Raw genomic sequence first — 16,210 nt, forward strand, 5'->3', positions numbered from 1 at the left:
AAAGGGACCAAGAGGAACTGCTTGCCCACAGACTATTTTCCTGCAAAATAGTCCTAGTGGGTTAGAACTATTCAGCAGAATAGTGTTCGTTCGCTTCGCTCCTCTTTATGAAAGGAGTGCAAAAAATATGAGCTATGCAATTATCAGAAACGAAAATCACAAAGTAGGTGCTGTACCTCTTCTTGAACGGCATAATGAACGTCTAAACAAAAATTATAGTAACAAAGATATTGACATAAATCGCTCGTCTGAAAATTATTACCTTAAGAAAATACAAGCGGAATCCTATCTTCAGGAATTTGAAAGTATACGCACCCGACAGGAGTTAAAAGGTAACCTGCGTTTACAGGGCAAAAAGCAAAGTACTGTTCTCTGCGAATTTGTCATTACTTCCGACAAGGAGTTCTTCGACCGTCTGGGCGGTGAGCGTACAAAGAAATTCTTTGAGGACGCTTATGATTTTGTAACGGCAAAAGTCGGCGGCGAACAGTACATCCTCTCTGCTGTGGTGCATATGGACGAAGCTACACCGATCTTGCTCTTAACGGCAAGAGTATGAAAACGGGCAAGCCTTTATCTAGAAAGACAGCGATTCATCATCTGAGCTTCATTTCGGACGTATTCAGCTATGCGGTTAAAATGGATATGCTGTCGGAAAACCCGTGCAGAAAAGTGACTGTTCCAAAGGGTGAGAAAAAGGAAAAGGAAATCTACACTCTTGAGGAAATCGAGAAATTGTTCATGCTCTTGGAAAAGGCACCGCTGAAATACCGCACATTCTTTACGCTTGCAATTTACAGTGGGTTTAGACGTGGAGAACTTCTCGGTTTGGAGTGGAAAGACATTGATTGGGAGCATAATGTGATAAGCGTTATAAGGACGTCGAATTACACGGCCGACAAGGGGATTTATACGGATACCACGAAAACGAAAAAATCTCAGCGTTCCTTAAAATTTCCGAATGTCGTGATGAATTTGCTCAAAGCGTACAAATCCGAACAGGACGAAGAAAAAATAAAGCTGGGAAGCAAGTGGATTGATTATGACAGGCTGTTTGTAAAGTATGACGGACGACCTATGAATAACAATACGCCGTATTTCTGGTTCAGCGAATTCTGCAAGGAAAACAATTTCCGATTTTGCGACATTCATAGTATGCGGCACTTTTATGCCTCGGCTTTAATCAACGAGGGTGTGGACGCTGCTGCAGTTTCAGGTGCGTTAGGCCACTCGGTTGTCAGTACAACAACCTCAATTTACTGCCATGTATTTCAGCAGGCACAGGCAAGGGCAGCCGAAGCGATTGCTTCGGCGCTTGACTTTTCATCCAAGAAATAAGAGTTACGGCAAAGGATAAGAACACTCAATAAAGGACAAATAAAGGACAGACGTCCGAAAAGCCTGCCCTTAAAAAGAGAAAACCACGTAAAATCAACGATTTTACGTGGCATATGCTGGTGACCCGTACGGGAATTGAACCCATGATTCCGCCGTGAAAGGGCGGTGTCTTAACCTCTTGACCAACGGGCCTTATTTGGTAGCGGCAGTAGGATTTGAACCAACGACCAATCGGGTATGAACCGAGTACTCTAGCCAACTGAGCTATGCCGCCATTTATGTCGTTTTTCGCTTACCGCTTTATGCGACTATATTATTATACACGCTTATTTTCTAAATGTCAACATAATTTTATGAAAAAATCTCGATTTGTTTATATTCACAATTTAACGCTTAAATTAAATTTACAATTTGTTAAAATCAACAAATTGTAAATTTAAATTTTCTTATTTGTATATTTTAATGCAAAAAATACGCCCTTTCGGCCTATTAGTGAACGGTATTAAACAGCGGAGCATTCATTCGCTTACCGTTACTATTTAACGAAAGGGGTTTTTTTATGTCATGTTTAAATCAGAAATCGTTATGCAGACTTTTTTGCTGTAACTATGCAAGATTAGGAGATGTATACGAAGCTGCGCTGAAAAGCGGACTGCCTCCTGAAACTGCCCTTGCCGACGGTACGAATATTATTAATCAGGCAAGGTATAGAAGGCTTATTGAAAGCCTTATGCAGAAAAGCATACCTCCTAAGGCGGTCGTTATGACCGGTCTTGAAAGGCTTGCGTTCGGAAGAGCCAACGACGCGGCGTCGCTGGTTTTTTCAGAGGAGCTTCCTTCGCCCGATAAGATCGGAGCTTTGGATCTTTTTAATGTGTCGGAAATGAAAAGAGTCAAGGGAGGAGGAGTAGAAATAAAGCTTTTTGACAGACAAAAGGCAATGGAACGGATTTACGAATATGAGTCCGAGGAAAATACCGCGTCGGCTGCGGCAAATCTTATTGACGCTCTTACCGGATTGGAGGATGAAACTGCCGATGACGTTTAAAAGCTTTTCGCCGAAACAGAAGCTTGCTCTTTCCTGGTGGGGTATCCCTAAATACCGAAAAAAAGACGCCGTCATATGCGACGGAGCGGTCAGATCGGGAAAGACGCTTTGCATGTCGATGGGATTTGTAAGCTGGGCCATGAGTTCGTTTTCAGGCAATTCCTTTGCTCTCTGCGGGAAAACTGTTTCGTCGCTTCGCCGCAATCTTGTAGAGCCTCTTGCAGGTCTGCTGGGCGCTATGGGATTTAATTATATTGAAAAGGTCAGCAAAAATTATATCGATATAAGTCTTTACGGCAGGAAAAACAGATTTTATCTGTTCGGAGGAAGAGACGAGAGCTCTGCGGCGCTTATTCAAGGCATGACGCTTTCAGGAATACTTATGGACGAGGTTGCTCTTATGCCAAGATCGTTTGTAGAGCAAGCGATGGCCAGATGCTCTGTTTCCGGTTCTAAAATGTGGTTCAACTGCAATCCGGATAATCCGTATCATTGGTTTTACCGGGAATGGATAAAAAAATCCGAGGAAAAAAATGCTCTTTATATTCATTTTACTATGAAGGATAATCCGTCTCTTTCCGGGGAAATAAGAAAAAGATATGAAAAGCTTTATTCCGGGGTTTTTTATGACAGGTTTATTCTTGGCAAGTGGACTGCCGCAAGCGGCAGGGTTTACCCGATGTTCAGCGAAAGCATTCATACGTTTGAAAAGGCTCCGGATTGCGACCGATTTGTCGTGTCGTGCGATTACGGAACAGTTAATCCGTCGTCATTCGGACTGTGGGGGCGCTGCGGAGGAGTTTGGTACAGGCTGGAGGAATATTATTATGATTCCAGAAGAGAAGGGATATCGAGAACCGACGAGGAGCATTACAGCGGTCTGGAGAGCCTTATAGGAGATCGTGAGCCGGAATATATAATCGTTGATCCGTCGGCGGCAAGCTTTATAGAATGTATCAGGCGTCACGGAAGATTTAGAGTTATACCTGCGAAAAACGATGTTCTTTACGGAATAAGGCGGGTAAGCGACGCTTTGAAAAGCAGGAGAATTCTCATATCTGCGGATTGTCAGGACTGCCTAAGGGAGTTTTCGCTATACTGCTGGAATGAAAAGTCCGGAGGCGATATTCCGGTAAAGGAGAATGATCATGCGATGGACGATATCAGATATTTTGTGACTGCCGCGATAGATTCAGGCAATACCGATGATTTTTTTGTGGCTTCTGTCGCGCGTTGAAGGGAGGTGAATTTAATGAAACTATTCAAAGGCGGAAAGAGAAGCGTTCAAACCGATACAGCGGCTGTTTATTCTGCTTCGAGAGGCTCCGAGACGGCCGATTTTCCGAATAGTGTAGATTGCTGGGAAAAGGAGCTTTATGACAGACTGCGTTTCACAGTGCCTGTTATAGACGCGGCAATCGGTAAGATTGTGAGGCTTACGGGAGGCTATAGAATTATATGCTCCGATGAAGGAATGCAGGAAACGATGGATTATTTTGTGTCCGGCGTTCCTGTGGGACTAACGGGAGTTTCTATGCAGAGCTTTACAGACAGCTTTCTTGAAAGTCTTCTTACATACGGAAACGCGGTAGGCGAAATTATTCTCGACCGTGAAACCATGAATATCAGCTCTCTTTATAATGGAGATCCGTCGAAGATCGCTGTCTTGCCGGACCAGTCTACAGGCTGCGCCGTTTATTATTTGAAGCAGAGCGGAGGAAGGCTTAAACGTCTTGAAAATCCTAATCTTATATTATTTTCAGCATTGAATCCTCCGCCCGGAAAAACCATGGGGGTTTCAATACTCAGGGGACTGCCGGCTCTAAGCAGGATTTTGATGAAAATATATCAATGTATCGGACAGAACTATGAAAGAGCTGGGAATGTAAGATATGCGGTTACCTATAAGCCTACCGGGGACAGCTCTGAAAGGGCGTATTCAAAGGAAAGGGCGATGCAGATCGCTAAGGAATGGTCGGACGGTATGACGGCTGCTAAAAATGGTGAAATAAGGGATTTTGTCGCTGTCGGAGACGTCGACATAAGAGTCATAGGAGCAGATAATCAGCTTTTTGATACCGAGATTCCTGTAAGACAGATATTGGAGCAGCTTATAGCAAAGCTTTCGGTTCCGCCGTTTCTTCTGGGACTCAACTGGTCGACGACCGAGCGGATGTCGTCGCAGCAGGCTGATATTCTTACATCTGAGCTGGAGTATTACAGAAGGCTTATAACGCCGGTTATCAGAAAAATCGCCTCGGCATATCTGATGCAGATAGGATCCGACAGCGAAGCGTATGTTGAATGGGATAATATCAATCTTCAGGACGAATCGGTTCTTGCCGACGCGCGTCTGAAAAATGCTCAGGCCGAGGAGATTGAAAGAAAACTTGAAAATGAAAATTAAAATATGGAGGATAAATTATGTATAATGATATAAAACTTGAAAAGGGACTTTATAATCTTGCGGGAAAAAGCTTTATACAGGTTCTTGAGGAACGCGATCCTGATGAAAACTATGACGGAACGCCGTTAAGCAATCTTGACGCCTTTGAAAGACAGCTTAAGCGCTTCGATATAAAAATAAGCGGCGAGAACTGCGATAAGGTAGAAAAATTCTTTGTGACAACGGAAAGCGCGGTGCTTTTTCCTGAATTCGTCAGGAGAGCCGTAAACGCGGGTATGGAAGATTCTATATTAGGCGACATTGTTGCTGTTAAGACGATTTCAGACTGCAATCAGTACAGAGGCTATTCGGTTACAGACAATGTTCCGTACACTTCCAAAACAACCGAGGGAAACGCTCTGCCGGAAACCTCTATTAAAGAATCCGCCACATCTGTCAGCCTGTTAAAATACGGCAGACTTATTACAGCTTCGTATGAGGCGGTAAGGCTTCAGAGATTGGACGTATTTGCCTTAATGCTTCGTTCAATAGGTAAAAAGCTTGCCGACGCAATGGTAAGCAGCGCTATTTCCACCTTGAAATCGGACGCGGCCGTTATAGATATTGCCGGAAGCGCGCTGGCTTTTTCAGACCTTACCGGACTTTACGGAAACTTTAAGGTCTATGATATGACTGATCTGATAGTATCTCCTAAAATTGCTGCGGAAATTATTTCAATGGAGCAGCTTAGGGATTCGATTACTGTTGACGAAAGAGGAAACGTTATTCTTCCGTTCGGAACAAGACTTATTAAATCAAACCAGATCAACGATCTGACTGTTATAGGAATAGACAGGCAGTATGCGCTTGAATTTATTACAAGCTCTGATCTCATTATGGAATCGGATAAGCTTATAGACCGTCAGATGGACGCATTCAGCGTTTCCTGCAACCTTGTGTTCAAAAAGCTTATGGCGGACGCCGTAAAGGTGCTTAATATGGATAAGTCATAAGTCCGGCTGTTGAAGCTCCGGCGGACGTCTGAAATAGCGTCTGCCGGAATAAAAGCTGCAAAATATTTATGAAAGGACGAAATATATGGAAAAGGAAGAAATACTCAAAAGGCTGAATGAATTTACACGACGGGAAATGTCTGAGGATGAGGTGTATATTTTTGACGTTATTCTCTGCGACAACGACATAGACAGAGATGGCGAGAGATTTTCTCAGAACGCGCTGGAAAGCTTAAAAAAGCTGTTTGTAGGGAAAACCGGAATATTTGATCATAATCCGAAAAGCGGAGGACAGACGGCAAGGATTTTTTCAACCGAGCTTGTAACCGATAATACAAAAGCTACGAAAAACGGCGAACCTTACACTTACTTAAAGGGCAGAGCCTATATGGTCAGAACAGACTCAAATTCGGGATTGATACGAGAGATAGACGGGGGTATAAAAAAGGAAGTAAGCATTTCTTGCAGCGCCGGCTCAAAAAAATGCTCCGTATGCGGAACGGATTTGAAAAGGAAAGGCTGTCCTCATGTAATGGGTAAAAAATACAGCGGAAAGACGGCTCATGCCGTTTTAGATGATATAAGCGACGCTTATGAGTGGAGCTTTGTGGCAGTTCCCGCGCAGGTCAACGCAGGAGTTACAAAAAGATTCGGCAGAAGCGCAGATTCGGCGGAGGCGAAGGCATATAGTGAAGAGCTTATGGAAAAGCTATGCAAAAGCGTAAGAACAGATATTTATAAGCTTTGTCTTGCTTCCGGCTCTTCCGTATGCGCTAAGGCGCTTTCTGCCGCCGCAGATAAAATGAATGCGGAGGAGCTTATTGAATTCAAGGAACTGCTTGAAAGGGAGCATAAATCTAAAACCGTTTCTCAATTGGATATAAAAAAGGACTGTTTGGACGATTTCAGAATGGGGGCTAAAAAAAATGAATATTAATCAGATAAGTTCTCTTTTTACACTTTTTTCAGGCGAGACTGATACGGAGACATATCGTCCGCTGATAGATTCGGCAATTGCCCAGGTAGAACGCAGGCTAAAGGAGGACGTTCAGGATTCCGACGCAAGGCTTGATTACCTTTGCGCCGCAATAGCAAATTTCAGATACAGTCAGATAACGTGCGTGAAAAACAAAATCGCTTATACTTATGCGGGAACAGCCGATTCAAAGGGCAATTCTCAGCTTGAATATGATTTTGCCAGAGAACTTATGCGGGAATATTATAAAGCCGCGTCCGATCTTCTCTATGACGACGGATTTATATTTACCGCGGTTTGCTGCGGGTAAGGGAGAAGATATATGGCGCAGTTAAAGCATATGGTAAACGGAATTTATCAGATTGTAAAAAGCGGCGGCACCGACGTTTACAGCGAATATGAAAAAATTCCCGTAATGGAGCACGGCGATATATACGCTGTGGCGTCCGTTGCGGAAATATATCTTGAAAACGTTTTTGTCGGGGAAAACGATAAGTTTTTCAGGGAAAGATATTTACTTGACGTTAAAATACTCGGCAGGCCTTATACTTCCCCTATGAGCCTTTATGAAATGCTCGACGTTCGGATATTGGATAAGCTTACCTCCAGCGGATATGTTATAAATTCCGCAAAAATATCGGCTCCGGTGCAGGATAACGGACTCAAGCGGCTTATTCTTGAATGCAGAGTCGAATTACTCGGAAAAACGGAGGTCGTTTATGAATCACAGTCTTGACATAGAAAAATACCGCGTTGCAGAGCTGGGAGACGTAAGATTATATATTTCTTCTTACGAACTGTCCCGTGACCGCCGTTACAGCTTTCAGAATCGTTCTGAAAACAGTATATATTTTACCGATAACGGCTCGTTTCCCGCATATTTAAAGCTCAAAGGAATTGTATTGAAGTCGGAATGTCCTATTCCCGGAGTTAAATTAAATCAGCAAATGAGCAACAATATAAGATATTTTCTTACCGCTGACGGTATATTTTATAACGCTGCAAGGCTCAAGACGTTTTCAGTTGTGACAGACGTTAATTCGGAGCTTATCAAATGCGAGATCGTATTATGCTGCGACAGCTATATAGAGCAGGCGGCGGAGGGGAGCTGAAATATGGATTCTCAGTATACGGTAAGAATGTATGACGAGGCAGGTAACTGCGTAATTGAAAGCATATGCTTTTATTTTAGATATGTTAAGGAGCTTTATACGCCTTATGTATGGTTTGAAGGAAAATTTATAAGCTCTGTAACCGCTCCCGCGTCAGACATTCTCAGGATAGAATTCTGGATATACGGCAAAATGATGCACAGAGGTCTTGCCGATAGTATAGATATATGCCGGGAGGGCAACAGGAATATAATAACGGTTAAGTCCAAAAGCTTTACTTCTTTGCTGTGTCAGAATCAGCCGGAGCCGGGTATGATAACGGACGTGAATCTTTCCAAAATTATAGGGACATATCCCGATATTCCTTACGTTACATGTGAGGACAGTGAAAACGAAAATTATATTTACGTCAAGGACGGAGCGACCGTATGGGACGCTGTCTGCAATTTCGGTTTCAGAAAAACCGGACTTTATCCTTATATAGAGGGAACTAATAATGTCAGGATAACGCAGAGAAATCCGTCGATCAACCATGTTGTCAACAATAATAATATTCTTGGCTCGGGAGTTTGTCATGACTGTACCCGTATTATCAGTCATATACATATGCAGGATATAAACGGAGATTACGATGTTTACAGCAAAAGCAATGCGGAAGCGATGAGGAGAGGTATAATCAGGCATAAGCAAATCCCTCTCGACCGGCAGTTTTTGAATAATCCTGATTCGGGACTGAGCTTTAAGCTTAATTACAGCATGAGAGGGATGGTATGCAATTATATTAAATATGCGGGTTATAATTATGAGGATCTTTTTGACGAGGTAACCTACGGAAGCTTTATTAAAAAGAAAATTCACCGTATCGAGGTCGTTTTTAACGGAGGAATGCCCATAACCGTTCTGGGAACATATAACGACGGATTTTTCGGAGATCAATGATTCTTAGATCTGTAGATATTCGGCAAGCTTTGGAAAGGAATTATATATAGTGAAAAATGTATAGATAACTACGGGGATAATCAGCATTACTGAGGATACCGCTGTGCCGTTTCTGAGCTTCTGGTGAGGCATTGTAAACGGCAGGCGGTTATTTTTATAGAATTTGATAAATAGCGCAAATCCGGCGATTGAAAGAGCCAGAGTGGCGAGACTGGTCAAAGCAAGCGCAAGCTGATTTTCAAGCACACCTGAATAGGATATCACCGTCGAATAGGTGTTAGCAAAAGAATGGATTATTATTGAAGGAATAATTGAATTATGCTTAACGTCGATATGCGCAAAGAATATTCCCATTATAAACGCAAAAATAAACTGACCTACGTTAGCGTGCATAAGACCGAAAAGCAGCGAACTCATAATAATTCCGAATCTCTGACCTACTCTGGATAGGTTTTTCATAACAAAGCCGCGATACATAAGCTCTTCTGTAACAGGAGCTCCTATACAGGCGTAAACCGCCGTTATTGCGATGGTTTTCGGATTTTCATAGTTCATCATTTCTGTTCCTACGCTCATATCCACGCCGCTGAAGATCATTTCTGCGGCCGAGCCTGCAATACCGGCGATATATCTAATAAAAAAGCTTATAACGCAATATGCCGCGATTGTTTTAACGTTGAAGTCTGCGGCGCTGAAATATGATTTTATCTTTATATTAGAAACCTTTGATCCAAGCAGAAATATAACGATACTGCACGATGTCAGGATAAGCATATTAAGACCTATATTAATAGCGGAGGTATTGAAAAACGTTTCAAGTCCGGAGAGATATTGACGCGTCGCCTCAACGGGCTTAACGCCGTCAATCCGCATTACAATAAGCCGTAAAATATATACGGCGGCAATCAGAAGACCGTTTGAAAGCAGAAAATGGAGAATAATTCCTCCTCCGGCAATATTAAAATAATGTCTGATACGTCTTCGCTCGGCCTTAGACGGCTCAAAGGGAATCTTGCAGCCCGGAATATCTATCTGCGGAACTATTTCTCTGTAATCGCTGTTGTAAGCTTCATATTCTGTAAAATTTTCAAACGGGTTTTGGGGATTTATATCTGACCCCGGCTTTAATGTCTGAGTTTCAAAAATATTATTATCCATAATAGCATATCAAGGCGGCTTGCGCGCCTTTCCTCCGTATCAGTAGTTTTTCTAATATTATATATCAATTTTTACATATAGTCAAATCTCTGACGCCAAAAAGTTGTGGACAAAGCTGAAAAAGTGTGGTATAATAAATTTAACAGTTTATCAAAAAGAAAGGAAAACTATAAAAATGTTTCATGAAAAGTCATGCGGAGCAATTGTTTTTCGAAAATTTCACGGAAACATTGAAATTCTTCTTATAAAGCATGTAAACAGCGGACATTGGTCATTTCCTAAGGGACATGTTGAAAAAAATGAAACAGAGCTGGAAACGGCTCATCGGGAAATAATGGAGGAAACGGGAATCGACGTCATTCTTGATCCTACATTCAGAGAAACAGTTTCCTATTCTCCCAAAAAGGATACTCAGAAGGTAGTTGTTTATTTTCTTGCGAAAGCAAAGAATTTTGATTTTAAGGCTCAGGAAGAGGAAATTTCAGAAATAAGATGGGTCGATATAGGTTATGCCGTAAATATCCTGACCTATGATAACGATAAGGTTATCGTAAATAAGGCAAAGTCGGCGATAAAGGAAAGAGAATAAAAAAACGCAGCCTTAAGGCTGTGTTTTTTTATTCAGTCGCCGAACGAGATACCAAGATCCTTGGCTGTTATAACAAGCTGGCCGTCCGGAGAAACGAACTTGGTTTTACCCGCTATATCCTCCAGCTTGTTGGAGGTTATCTTTCCGCCGATCTTAGCTACTGTTCTTCCGTATTTTTCCTGCAAGATAAGTCCCGCGGCGTGAACGCCGAACTGTGTAGCGAGTATCCTGTCATATGCGCTGGGACTGCCGCCTCTAAGCATGTGTCCCGGAACGCAGACTCTTGTTTCAAGACCGGTTTTTGCCTGTATCTGGGAGGCTATTCTGTTGGTAGCCGTTACGATTCCGGCCTCCGCTCTTTTTTTAGCTCTTTCCTTTTTCTTCATTTGCGCTTCTTCTTTATCAAAGACGCCCTCGGCTACGGCTATAATGGAAAAATTCTTGCCGCTTTCGCTCCTTTTTATTACTGATTTGCACACCTTGTCAATATCATAGGGTATTTCCGGTATAAGAATTATATCGGCTCCGCCTGCGATTCCGGCGTTTAAAGTAAGCCAGCCCGCTTTATTTCCCATGATTTCGCAAAGAAGTATTCTCGAATGGCTGTTGGCCGTAGTGTGAAGTCTGTCAATAGCGTCGGTGGCTATATCCACAGCCGAATGAAAGCCGAATGTTACGTCCGTACCGTAAATATCGTTATCTATGGTTTTGGGAAGTCCGATAACGTTCAGGCCCTCGTCTGCAAGAAGTCTGCTTGTTTTATGGGTTCCGTTTCCGCCCAGCGTCAGCAGGCAGTCAAGCTTTTGCTTTTTATAGGTTTCCTTCATGCACTTAACCTTGTCAACATTATCCTCGCCGATAACCTGCATCATTTTAAACGGTTGACGCTTTGTGCCGAGTATAGTGCCGCCTCTTGTAAGAATGCCTGAAAATTCATCGGGATTCATATCTCTGCAAAGATTGTTTATAAGTCCGTAATACCCGTTTGAAATTCCGACCATCTCAACGTTTTCCGTTCCCATCATTTCATAGCAGGCTTTGGCGACACCCCTTATCGTAGCGTTAAGACCGGGGCAGTCCCCGCCGCTTGTCAGGATTCCTATTCTTTTTTTCATAAATTTAGACCGTCCTTTCAATTTGGAATATGCCGAAGCGTGAATATATGAAAGCCTTAATAGGCAGTTTGTTTAAAATAAATTAAGTCAGCACTATTATTATACCTATTTTTATTAAAATTGTCAACATTTTATATATTAACTATAGAATTATTTTTTTGCTTTCACATAATATTCACAATAATGTATTATACTTATTTTTGATAAAAATATATCTGGAGCGGATCCGGATTTTTTAATACGGGAGGACAGCTTATGAGCAGGATACTTATTGTGGACGATGAAATCAATATCCGCAGGGTGGTTAAGGAATACGCCGAGTTTGAGGGATATGAGGTAGGCGAGGCCGCTAACGGCATGGAGGCGGTAGAGCTGGTAAAAAATAATGATTACGATCTGATAGTTATGGATATCATGATGCCCAAGCTGGACGGTTTTTCCACCTGCAAGGAAATAAAAAAGTACAAATCCATACCGGTTATAATGCTATCGGCAAGGGGCGAGGAATATGATAAGCTTTTCGGATTTGAACTGGGAATTGACGATTACGTTGTAAAGCCTTTTTCACCGAAGGAGCTTATGGCGAGGATAAAAGCCGTTATCAAGCGCAACAGCCGTCCGGACAGCGGCATACCGGAAAAGCTGAAATTTGAGGGACTGGAAATAGATCTTGCAGGCAGGGAGGTTTATGTCGACGGCGTAAAGGCTTCAATGACGCCGAAGGAATACGATTTGCTTTTTTATCTCGTTAAAAACAAGAACCTTGCGCTCACAAGGGACAAGCTTCTCGAGGAGGTCTGGGGCTACGACTTTTTCGGGGACGACAGGACGGTGGATACCCATATAAAAATGCTCAGAAACAGTCTGGGGCCCTATAGGAAGTTTATCGTCACACTGAGAGGAATGGGATATAAATTTGAGTATGGTCAGAATTAAAAATCCATGCGTCAGCCTTAAATTTAAAATTTGGCAGTATTTCATGTTTTTTACGGCCGTGGTATTTATACTTCTCTGGTTTTTTCAGATAGTGTTTCTTGAGAATTTTTATGAGGGAATGAAAATTTCCGATGTCAAACGTTCCGCGGCAACAATCGTTGAAAACTACGGAGACGAGGATTACAGCGACTTGCTCACGGAAATAGCCATAAACAACGATTTATGCATAGTGATTACGGACAAATTTAACAGAACCGTTTATTCCAAGGACGTTATGGGCAGAAACTGCCTTATTCACGGACCGAATAATATGAGCTATGATTTTATTCAGAAGCTCAGGGACAGTGAAAAAAGCTCGATTTACTTCAAGGAGTTCAACAGTACGATAAACAGCGACACGCTTATTATGGTTTCAACCATAGGCGCCAAGGACGATCCTGACGGATATCTTCTTATAAATACTCCTCTTGTTCCGATTGGCTCCACAGCCTCGATTATAAAAAGACAGCTTATTATCATAACGTTTTATCTGCTTGTGCTGGGCGTGATAATTTCATTTTTCATGTCGAAAAGAATCGCGGATCCTATAACAAGAATAACAAAATCTGCGGAGGGTCTTGCCGAGGGAAAATACGATATAAAATTCGAGGGCGGAGATTACCTTGAAATTCAGCAGCTGGCGAGTACGCTTACTTACGCCGGGCAGGAGATTTCAAAGGTTGATATGATGCAGCGGGATCTTATAGCCAATGTGTCCCACGATTTAAGAACGCCGCTTACCATGCTCAAGGCATATGCAGAAATGATAAGAGATCTTTCAGGAGATAATCCTGTAAAGCGCAACGAGCATCTTGAAATAATAATAGAGGAAACCGACAGGCTTGCGCAGCTTGTAAACGACATACTGGATCTTTCTAAGCTTGAGGACGGCAATCAGAAGCTCAATTACAGCGAATTCAGCATTACCGAGGTGCTTGACGGAATCATCGCAAGATACAAGGGAATTTCAAAGAGGTCCGATTATATTATTTCCTTTGAGCCTGACGAAGAAGTCACGGTGAGATGCGACGTTATAAAAATTCAGCAGGTTATCTACAACTTGATAAATAACGCTATAAATTATACCGGAGACGATAAAAGGGTTTTTGTACGTCAGATTAATAAGGAAAAAAGCGTAAGGATAGAGGTTTCCGATACCGGACAGGGAATAGCAAAGGATAAAATAGGTCTTATCTTTGAAAAATATTATCGTTCTGAAAACCATAAGCGCGAGGTTATCGGGACAGGTTTGGGGCTTTCAATAGTAAAGGCCATATTGAAAAAGCACGGTTACAGCTTCGGCGTTTACAGCGTTATCGGTAAGGGCTCGACATTCTGGTTTGAAATAAGCGATATTGTATCGGAGAAGCCGGAGGTCGAAAACGGCAGAAAAAAGTAAAAAACTGATTTCCCGTTTCTTTCAAGGACTTTTCACAGAGATTTCACATATGAGCTTTATAATACAAGCATACTCAGTAATGAGTATATCTTCAATTTAACGTTTACCCCAGCGTTAAATTAAAAATCCCCAATAATCCCTATATCATGGCAAAAAGTCCCCTTAAGGGGACTTTTTGTTTTATAAAAAGGCTGCCGTTATTTTTAATTAACGGCAGCCTTTTATCATAGATAAAGCAGAGCTGTTGCAACGGGAATTGTATCGTAAAGCTCAATTGTCTTCGTTAATCGTTTTATTTTTGTGATTAATATTCTGTCAGCGTTATACCGTTTTCACCAAGCGGTATTTCATGGTCAAGACCTACAAATTTGCCGTCCTTCTGCCAGAGAACTTCCTTTACAAAGTTATACTTTTCCGTATCCCATGTTGTAAAATCATCCTTCACAAGTCCGCCGGTATCTCCGGAATTCGCGTTGAAGCACCAGAACGTATGATTTATTTTGTTTTCAGAAATAAGCTGTCGGAGGTAAGTCATCCATGTGACGTTAGGCTCGGTCATATAGCCTCCCCATTCGCCTATAAGCAGAGGAGCTATATTTTTGTCCTGAATATAGAACCAGTTATCATACCAGCAGTCCTTATAAAGAGAATCATATGTATAGCCGCCTTCGAACCACGGCTGCTCATAGACTGCCGGACCGTAATCATGAGGGGAATAAACCAGCTTGTTTTGACGATTGCCAAGATCTATAGGATTATCTGCAACGCCCCTTAAATTTCCTCCCCACCAGTTAAAGAAATAATCGTCTTCATTCTGGGAGCCGAAATTTCCGTTTTTCTTTATGTCCTTAGGGTAGATTTCAATGCCCTCTACCATCACCAGTACGTTGGGGTTTTTATCTAAAACGGCATTCGCCGCCTTTTCCGCTATGTATTTCCAGTTATCTGAATCCTTGGAATCGTCCCACTTCGCCCTCGGCGACTCGTTTTGTTTTCCATGTGGTTCGTTTTTCAGATCATATGCGATTATGGTATCGTCGCCTTTATAACGCTCAGCCATCCACGACAGACTGTCAAGGTAATCCTGCTCGGTAATGTTTCCGTCTGTCCACAGCGGTTTCATGTGGCCCATGGAATCGGTTACGGCGCAGTGGATATCTATCATTATTTTGATGCCGTTAGCGCGGCACTGTCCGATGACATAATCAAAAATTTCAAGACTGTTCATTCCCTCAAGATATGAGTTTGAAGCTTTATTATAATTTGCCTCCGGATATTCTCCGTCCGCCCAATTGTTTATAAGCTCTGTTGATATAGGAATTCTCAAAAGATTGAAGCCGTGGTCGGCAATGCTAGCAAGAGATGAGTTCAGGTCGCACGCCCAGAGTCCGTCAAAGCAGTTTGTGCCTGTGTTATATCCGAACCAGTTACAGCCTGTCAGCCAGACTTCCTTGCCGCTTGAATCTATTATTTTATTTCCCTTTACGGATAGCCAGTCGTCCGTTGTGGGCGCGGGAACGTCCTTTGCACCGGTATTGACAATTGCTTCGCCGGTATTTCCGCTCTGCTGACTGTTACCGTTCTGCTGCTGCGAAACGCCGGCTGTGCCGGAGCATGAAACGGAGGACGTATCAACAGCGTCCTTGGAACCCGATATCTGGAAGCCGAAAGCAGCCTCGCCGCCTGTTTCCAAAGCTTTGTTGTATTCCTCAGGTGTTACGGTTATTGCCGATTCCGATACTGAAAAGCTTCCGCCCCAACTGCTTATTATCTCAATGTCTGATTTAAGAGGTATAGTAACGGTCCAGCCGTTTATTCCTGAGGAACCGCTGTTTTTTACCGCTCCCTGATAATCGGTAAAGGATTTTCCGTCCGTTTCCCAGCTATTTCCGGCTGTGAGCGTTACGACGAGTTTTATTTGTTCGCTGACGTCACGATCGGTTACGGAAGAGGACTCGGTTGTAATTCCTGATGAAACGGAAACCACGTCTCCGGTACTAGACGAGCCGCCGGAGCCGTCGTCGCTGCACCCGCAAAGCGGAAATACAGTAATTAAAGCCGCCGCTGCAAAACAGGCTAATTTATTTTTAAGCATATATTATCTCTCCTGTCATATTTTACTGCTTGTTTATAATAATTATGCCTTAAATTTAATTAAAAGT

At 42.5% G+C, this 16,210-nt stretch carries 16 protein-coding genes, 2 tRNA genes and 1 pseudogene; 14 read left to right on the plus strand and 5 right to left on the minus strand.

Annotated features, from left to right (window positions below; genetic code table 11):
• Positions 1-127 precede the first annotated feature (127 nt).
• A complete protein-coding gene (locus ACYQ0N_RS00815) occupies positions 128-559 on the plus strand; it encodes a plasmid recombination protein (protein ID WP_460162156.1) in 432 nt (143 codons plus the stop codon).
• Positions 532-1,338 (plus strand): annotated as a pseudogene (locus tag ACYQ0N_RS00820) (tyrosine-type recombinase/integrase); the annotation flags it as partial. The gene ACYQ0N_RS00815 and the pseudogene ACYQ0N_RS00820, both read left to right, overlap by 28 nt.
• 117 nt (positions 1,339-1,455) lie before the next feature.
• Here ACYQ0N_RS00820 and ACYQ0N_RS00825 read toward each other — a convergent pair.
• Positions 1,456-1,530, minus strand: a tRNA-Glu gene (locus ACYQ0N_RS00825).
• A gap of 5 nt (positions 1,531-1,535) precedes the next feature.
• Positions 1,536-1,612 (minus strand) — tRNA-Met (locus ACYQ0N_RS00830).
• Between the two features lie 285 nt (positions 1,613-1,897).
• Here ACYQ0N_RS00830 and ACYQ0N_RS00835 point away from each other — a divergent pair.
• From ACYQ0N_RS00835 to ACYQ0N_RS00875, 9 genes are all read left to right on the plus strand, one after another.
• Positions 1,898-2,386 (plus strand): terminase small subunit, encoded by a 489-nt coding sequence (locus tag ACYQ0N_RS00835; protein WP_460161615.1) that lies wholly within the window; start codon positions 1,898-1,900, stop codon positions 2,384-2,386.
• On the plus strand, positions 2,376-3,623 hold the full coding sequence (locus ACYQ0N_RS00840) for a PBSX family phage terminase large subunit (RefSeq protein ID WP_460161616.1): 1,248 nt from the start codon (positions 2,376-2,378) through the stop codon (positions 3,621-3,623). The genes ACYQ0N_RS00835 and ACYQ0N_RS00840 overlap by 11 nt, the downstream gene beginning before the upstream one ends.
• Positions 3,624-3,638: 15 nt before the next feature.
• Entirely contained in the window at positions 3,639-4,793 is a 1,155-nt protein-coding gene (locus ACYQ0N_RS00845) for a phage portal protein (protein WP_460161617.1), read from the plus strand.
• A 17-nt stretch (positions 4,794-4,810) separates the two neighbouring features.
• A complete protein-coding gene (locus ACYQ0N_RS00850) occupies positions 4,811-5,785 on the plus strand; it encodes a phage major capsid protein (RefSeq protein WP_177532228.1) in 975 nt (324 codons plus the stop codon).
• Between the two features lie 85 nt (positions 5,786-5,870).
• Positions 5,871-6,722: a hypothetical protein gene (locus ACYQ0N_RS00855; protein ID WP_177532229.1), complete on the plus strand. Its 852-nt coding sequence runs from the start codon at positions 5,871-5,873 to the stop codon at positions 6,720-6,722.
• The gene (locus ACYQ0N_RS00860; RefSeq protein ID WP_177532230.1) at positions 6,712-7,071 is read left to right on the plus strand and encodes a hypothetical protein; all 360 of its coding nucleotides are present in this window, start codon (positions 6,712-6,714) and stop codon (positions 7,069-7,071) included. Before ACYQ0N_RS00855 ends, ACYQ0N_RS00860 begins: the two co-directional genes overlap by 11 nt.
• A gap of 12 nt (positions 7,072-7,083) precedes the next feature.
• Positions 7,084-7,497, plus strand: a complete 414-nt coding sequence (locus tag ACYQ0N_RS00865) for a hypothetical protein (RefSeq protein WP_177532231.1) — start codon at positions 7,084-7,086, stop codon at positions 7,495-7,497.
• The gene (locus tag ACYQ0N_RS00870; protein ID WP_177532232.1) at positions 7,481-7,873 is read left to right on the plus strand and encodes a hypothetical protein; all 393 of its coding nucleotides are present in this window, start codon (positions 7,481-7,483) and stop codon (positions 7,871-7,873) included. Before ACYQ0N_RS00865 ends, ACYQ0N_RS00870 begins: the two co-directional genes overlap by 17 nt.
• A 3-nt stretch (positions 7,874-7,876) precedes the next feature.
• On the plus strand, positions 7,877-8,812 hold the full coding sequence (locus ACYQ0N_RS00875) for a hypothetical protein (protein WP_460161618.1): 936 nt from the start codon (positions 7,877-7,879) through the stop codon (positions 8,810-8,812).
• A 3-nt stretch (positions 8,813-8,815) separates the two neighbouring features.
• On the opposite strand, the gene ACYQ0N_RS00880 is transcribed toward ACYQ0N_RS00875, so the two are convergent.
• Positions 8,816-9,970: a CPBP family intramembrane glutamic endopeptidase gene (locus ACYQ0N_RS00880; RefSeq protein ID WP_460161619.1), complete on the minus strand. Its 1,155-nt coding sequence runs from the start codon at positions 9,968-9,970 to the stop codon at positions 8,816-8,818.
• A 175-nt stretch (positions 9,971-10,145) separates the two neighbouring features.
• On the opposite strand from ACYQ0N_RS00880, the gene ACYQ0N_RS00885 reads away from it, so the two are divergent.
• Positions 10,146-10,559: a bis(5'-nucleosyl)-tetraphosphatase gene (locus tag ACYQ0N_RS00885; RefSeq protein WP_177532235.1), complete on the plus strand. Its 414-nt coding sequence runs from the start codon at positions 10,146-10,148 to the stop codon at positions 10,557-10,559.
• 32 nt (positions 10,560-10,591) lie between these two features.
• Here ACYQ0N_RS00885 and ACYQ0N_RS00890 read toward each other — a convergent pair whose 3' ends face one another.
• Positions 10,592-11,674: a 6-phosphofructokinase gene (locus tag ACYQ0N_RS00890; protein ID WP_177532236.1), complete on the minus strand. Its 1,083-nt coding sequence runs from the start codon at positions 11,672-11,674 to the stop codon at positions 10,592-10,594.
• Between the two features lie 255 nt (positions 11,675-11,929).
• Between ACYQ0N_RS00890 and ACYQ0N_RS00895 the strand changes: the two genes are divergently transcribed.
• Both ACYQ0N_RS00895 and ACYQ0N_RS00900 read left to right on the plus strand, forming a co-directional pair.
• A complete protein-coding gene (locus ACYQ0N_RS00895) occupies positions 11,930-12,610 on the plus strand; it encodes a response regulator transcription factor (RefSeq protein WP_460161620.1) in 681 nt (226 codons plus the stop codon).
• Positions 12,597-14,048: an ATP-binding protein gene (locus ACYQ0N_RS00900; RefSeq protein WP_177532238.1), complete on the plus strand. Its 1,452-nt coding sequence runs from the start codon at positions 12,597-12,599 to the stop codon at positions 14,046-14,048. The genes ACYQ0N_RS00895 and ACYQ0N_RS00900 overlap by 14 nt, the downstream gene beginning before the upstream one ends.
• A gap of 304 nt (positions 14,049-14,352) precedes the next feature.
• On the opposite strand, the gene ACYQ0N_RS00905 is transcribed toward ACYQ0N_RS00900, so the two are convergent.
• Positions 14,353-16,143: a cellulase family glycosylhydrolase gene (locus tag ACYQ0N_RS00905; RefSeq protein ID WP_460161621.1), complete on the minus strand. Its 1,791-nt coding sequence runs from the start codon at positions 16,141-16,143 to the stop codon at positions 14,353-14,355.
• Positions 16,144-16,210: the final 67 nt, after the last annotated feature.

This window comes from Ruminococcus sporogenes (genome assembly GCF_054655175.1).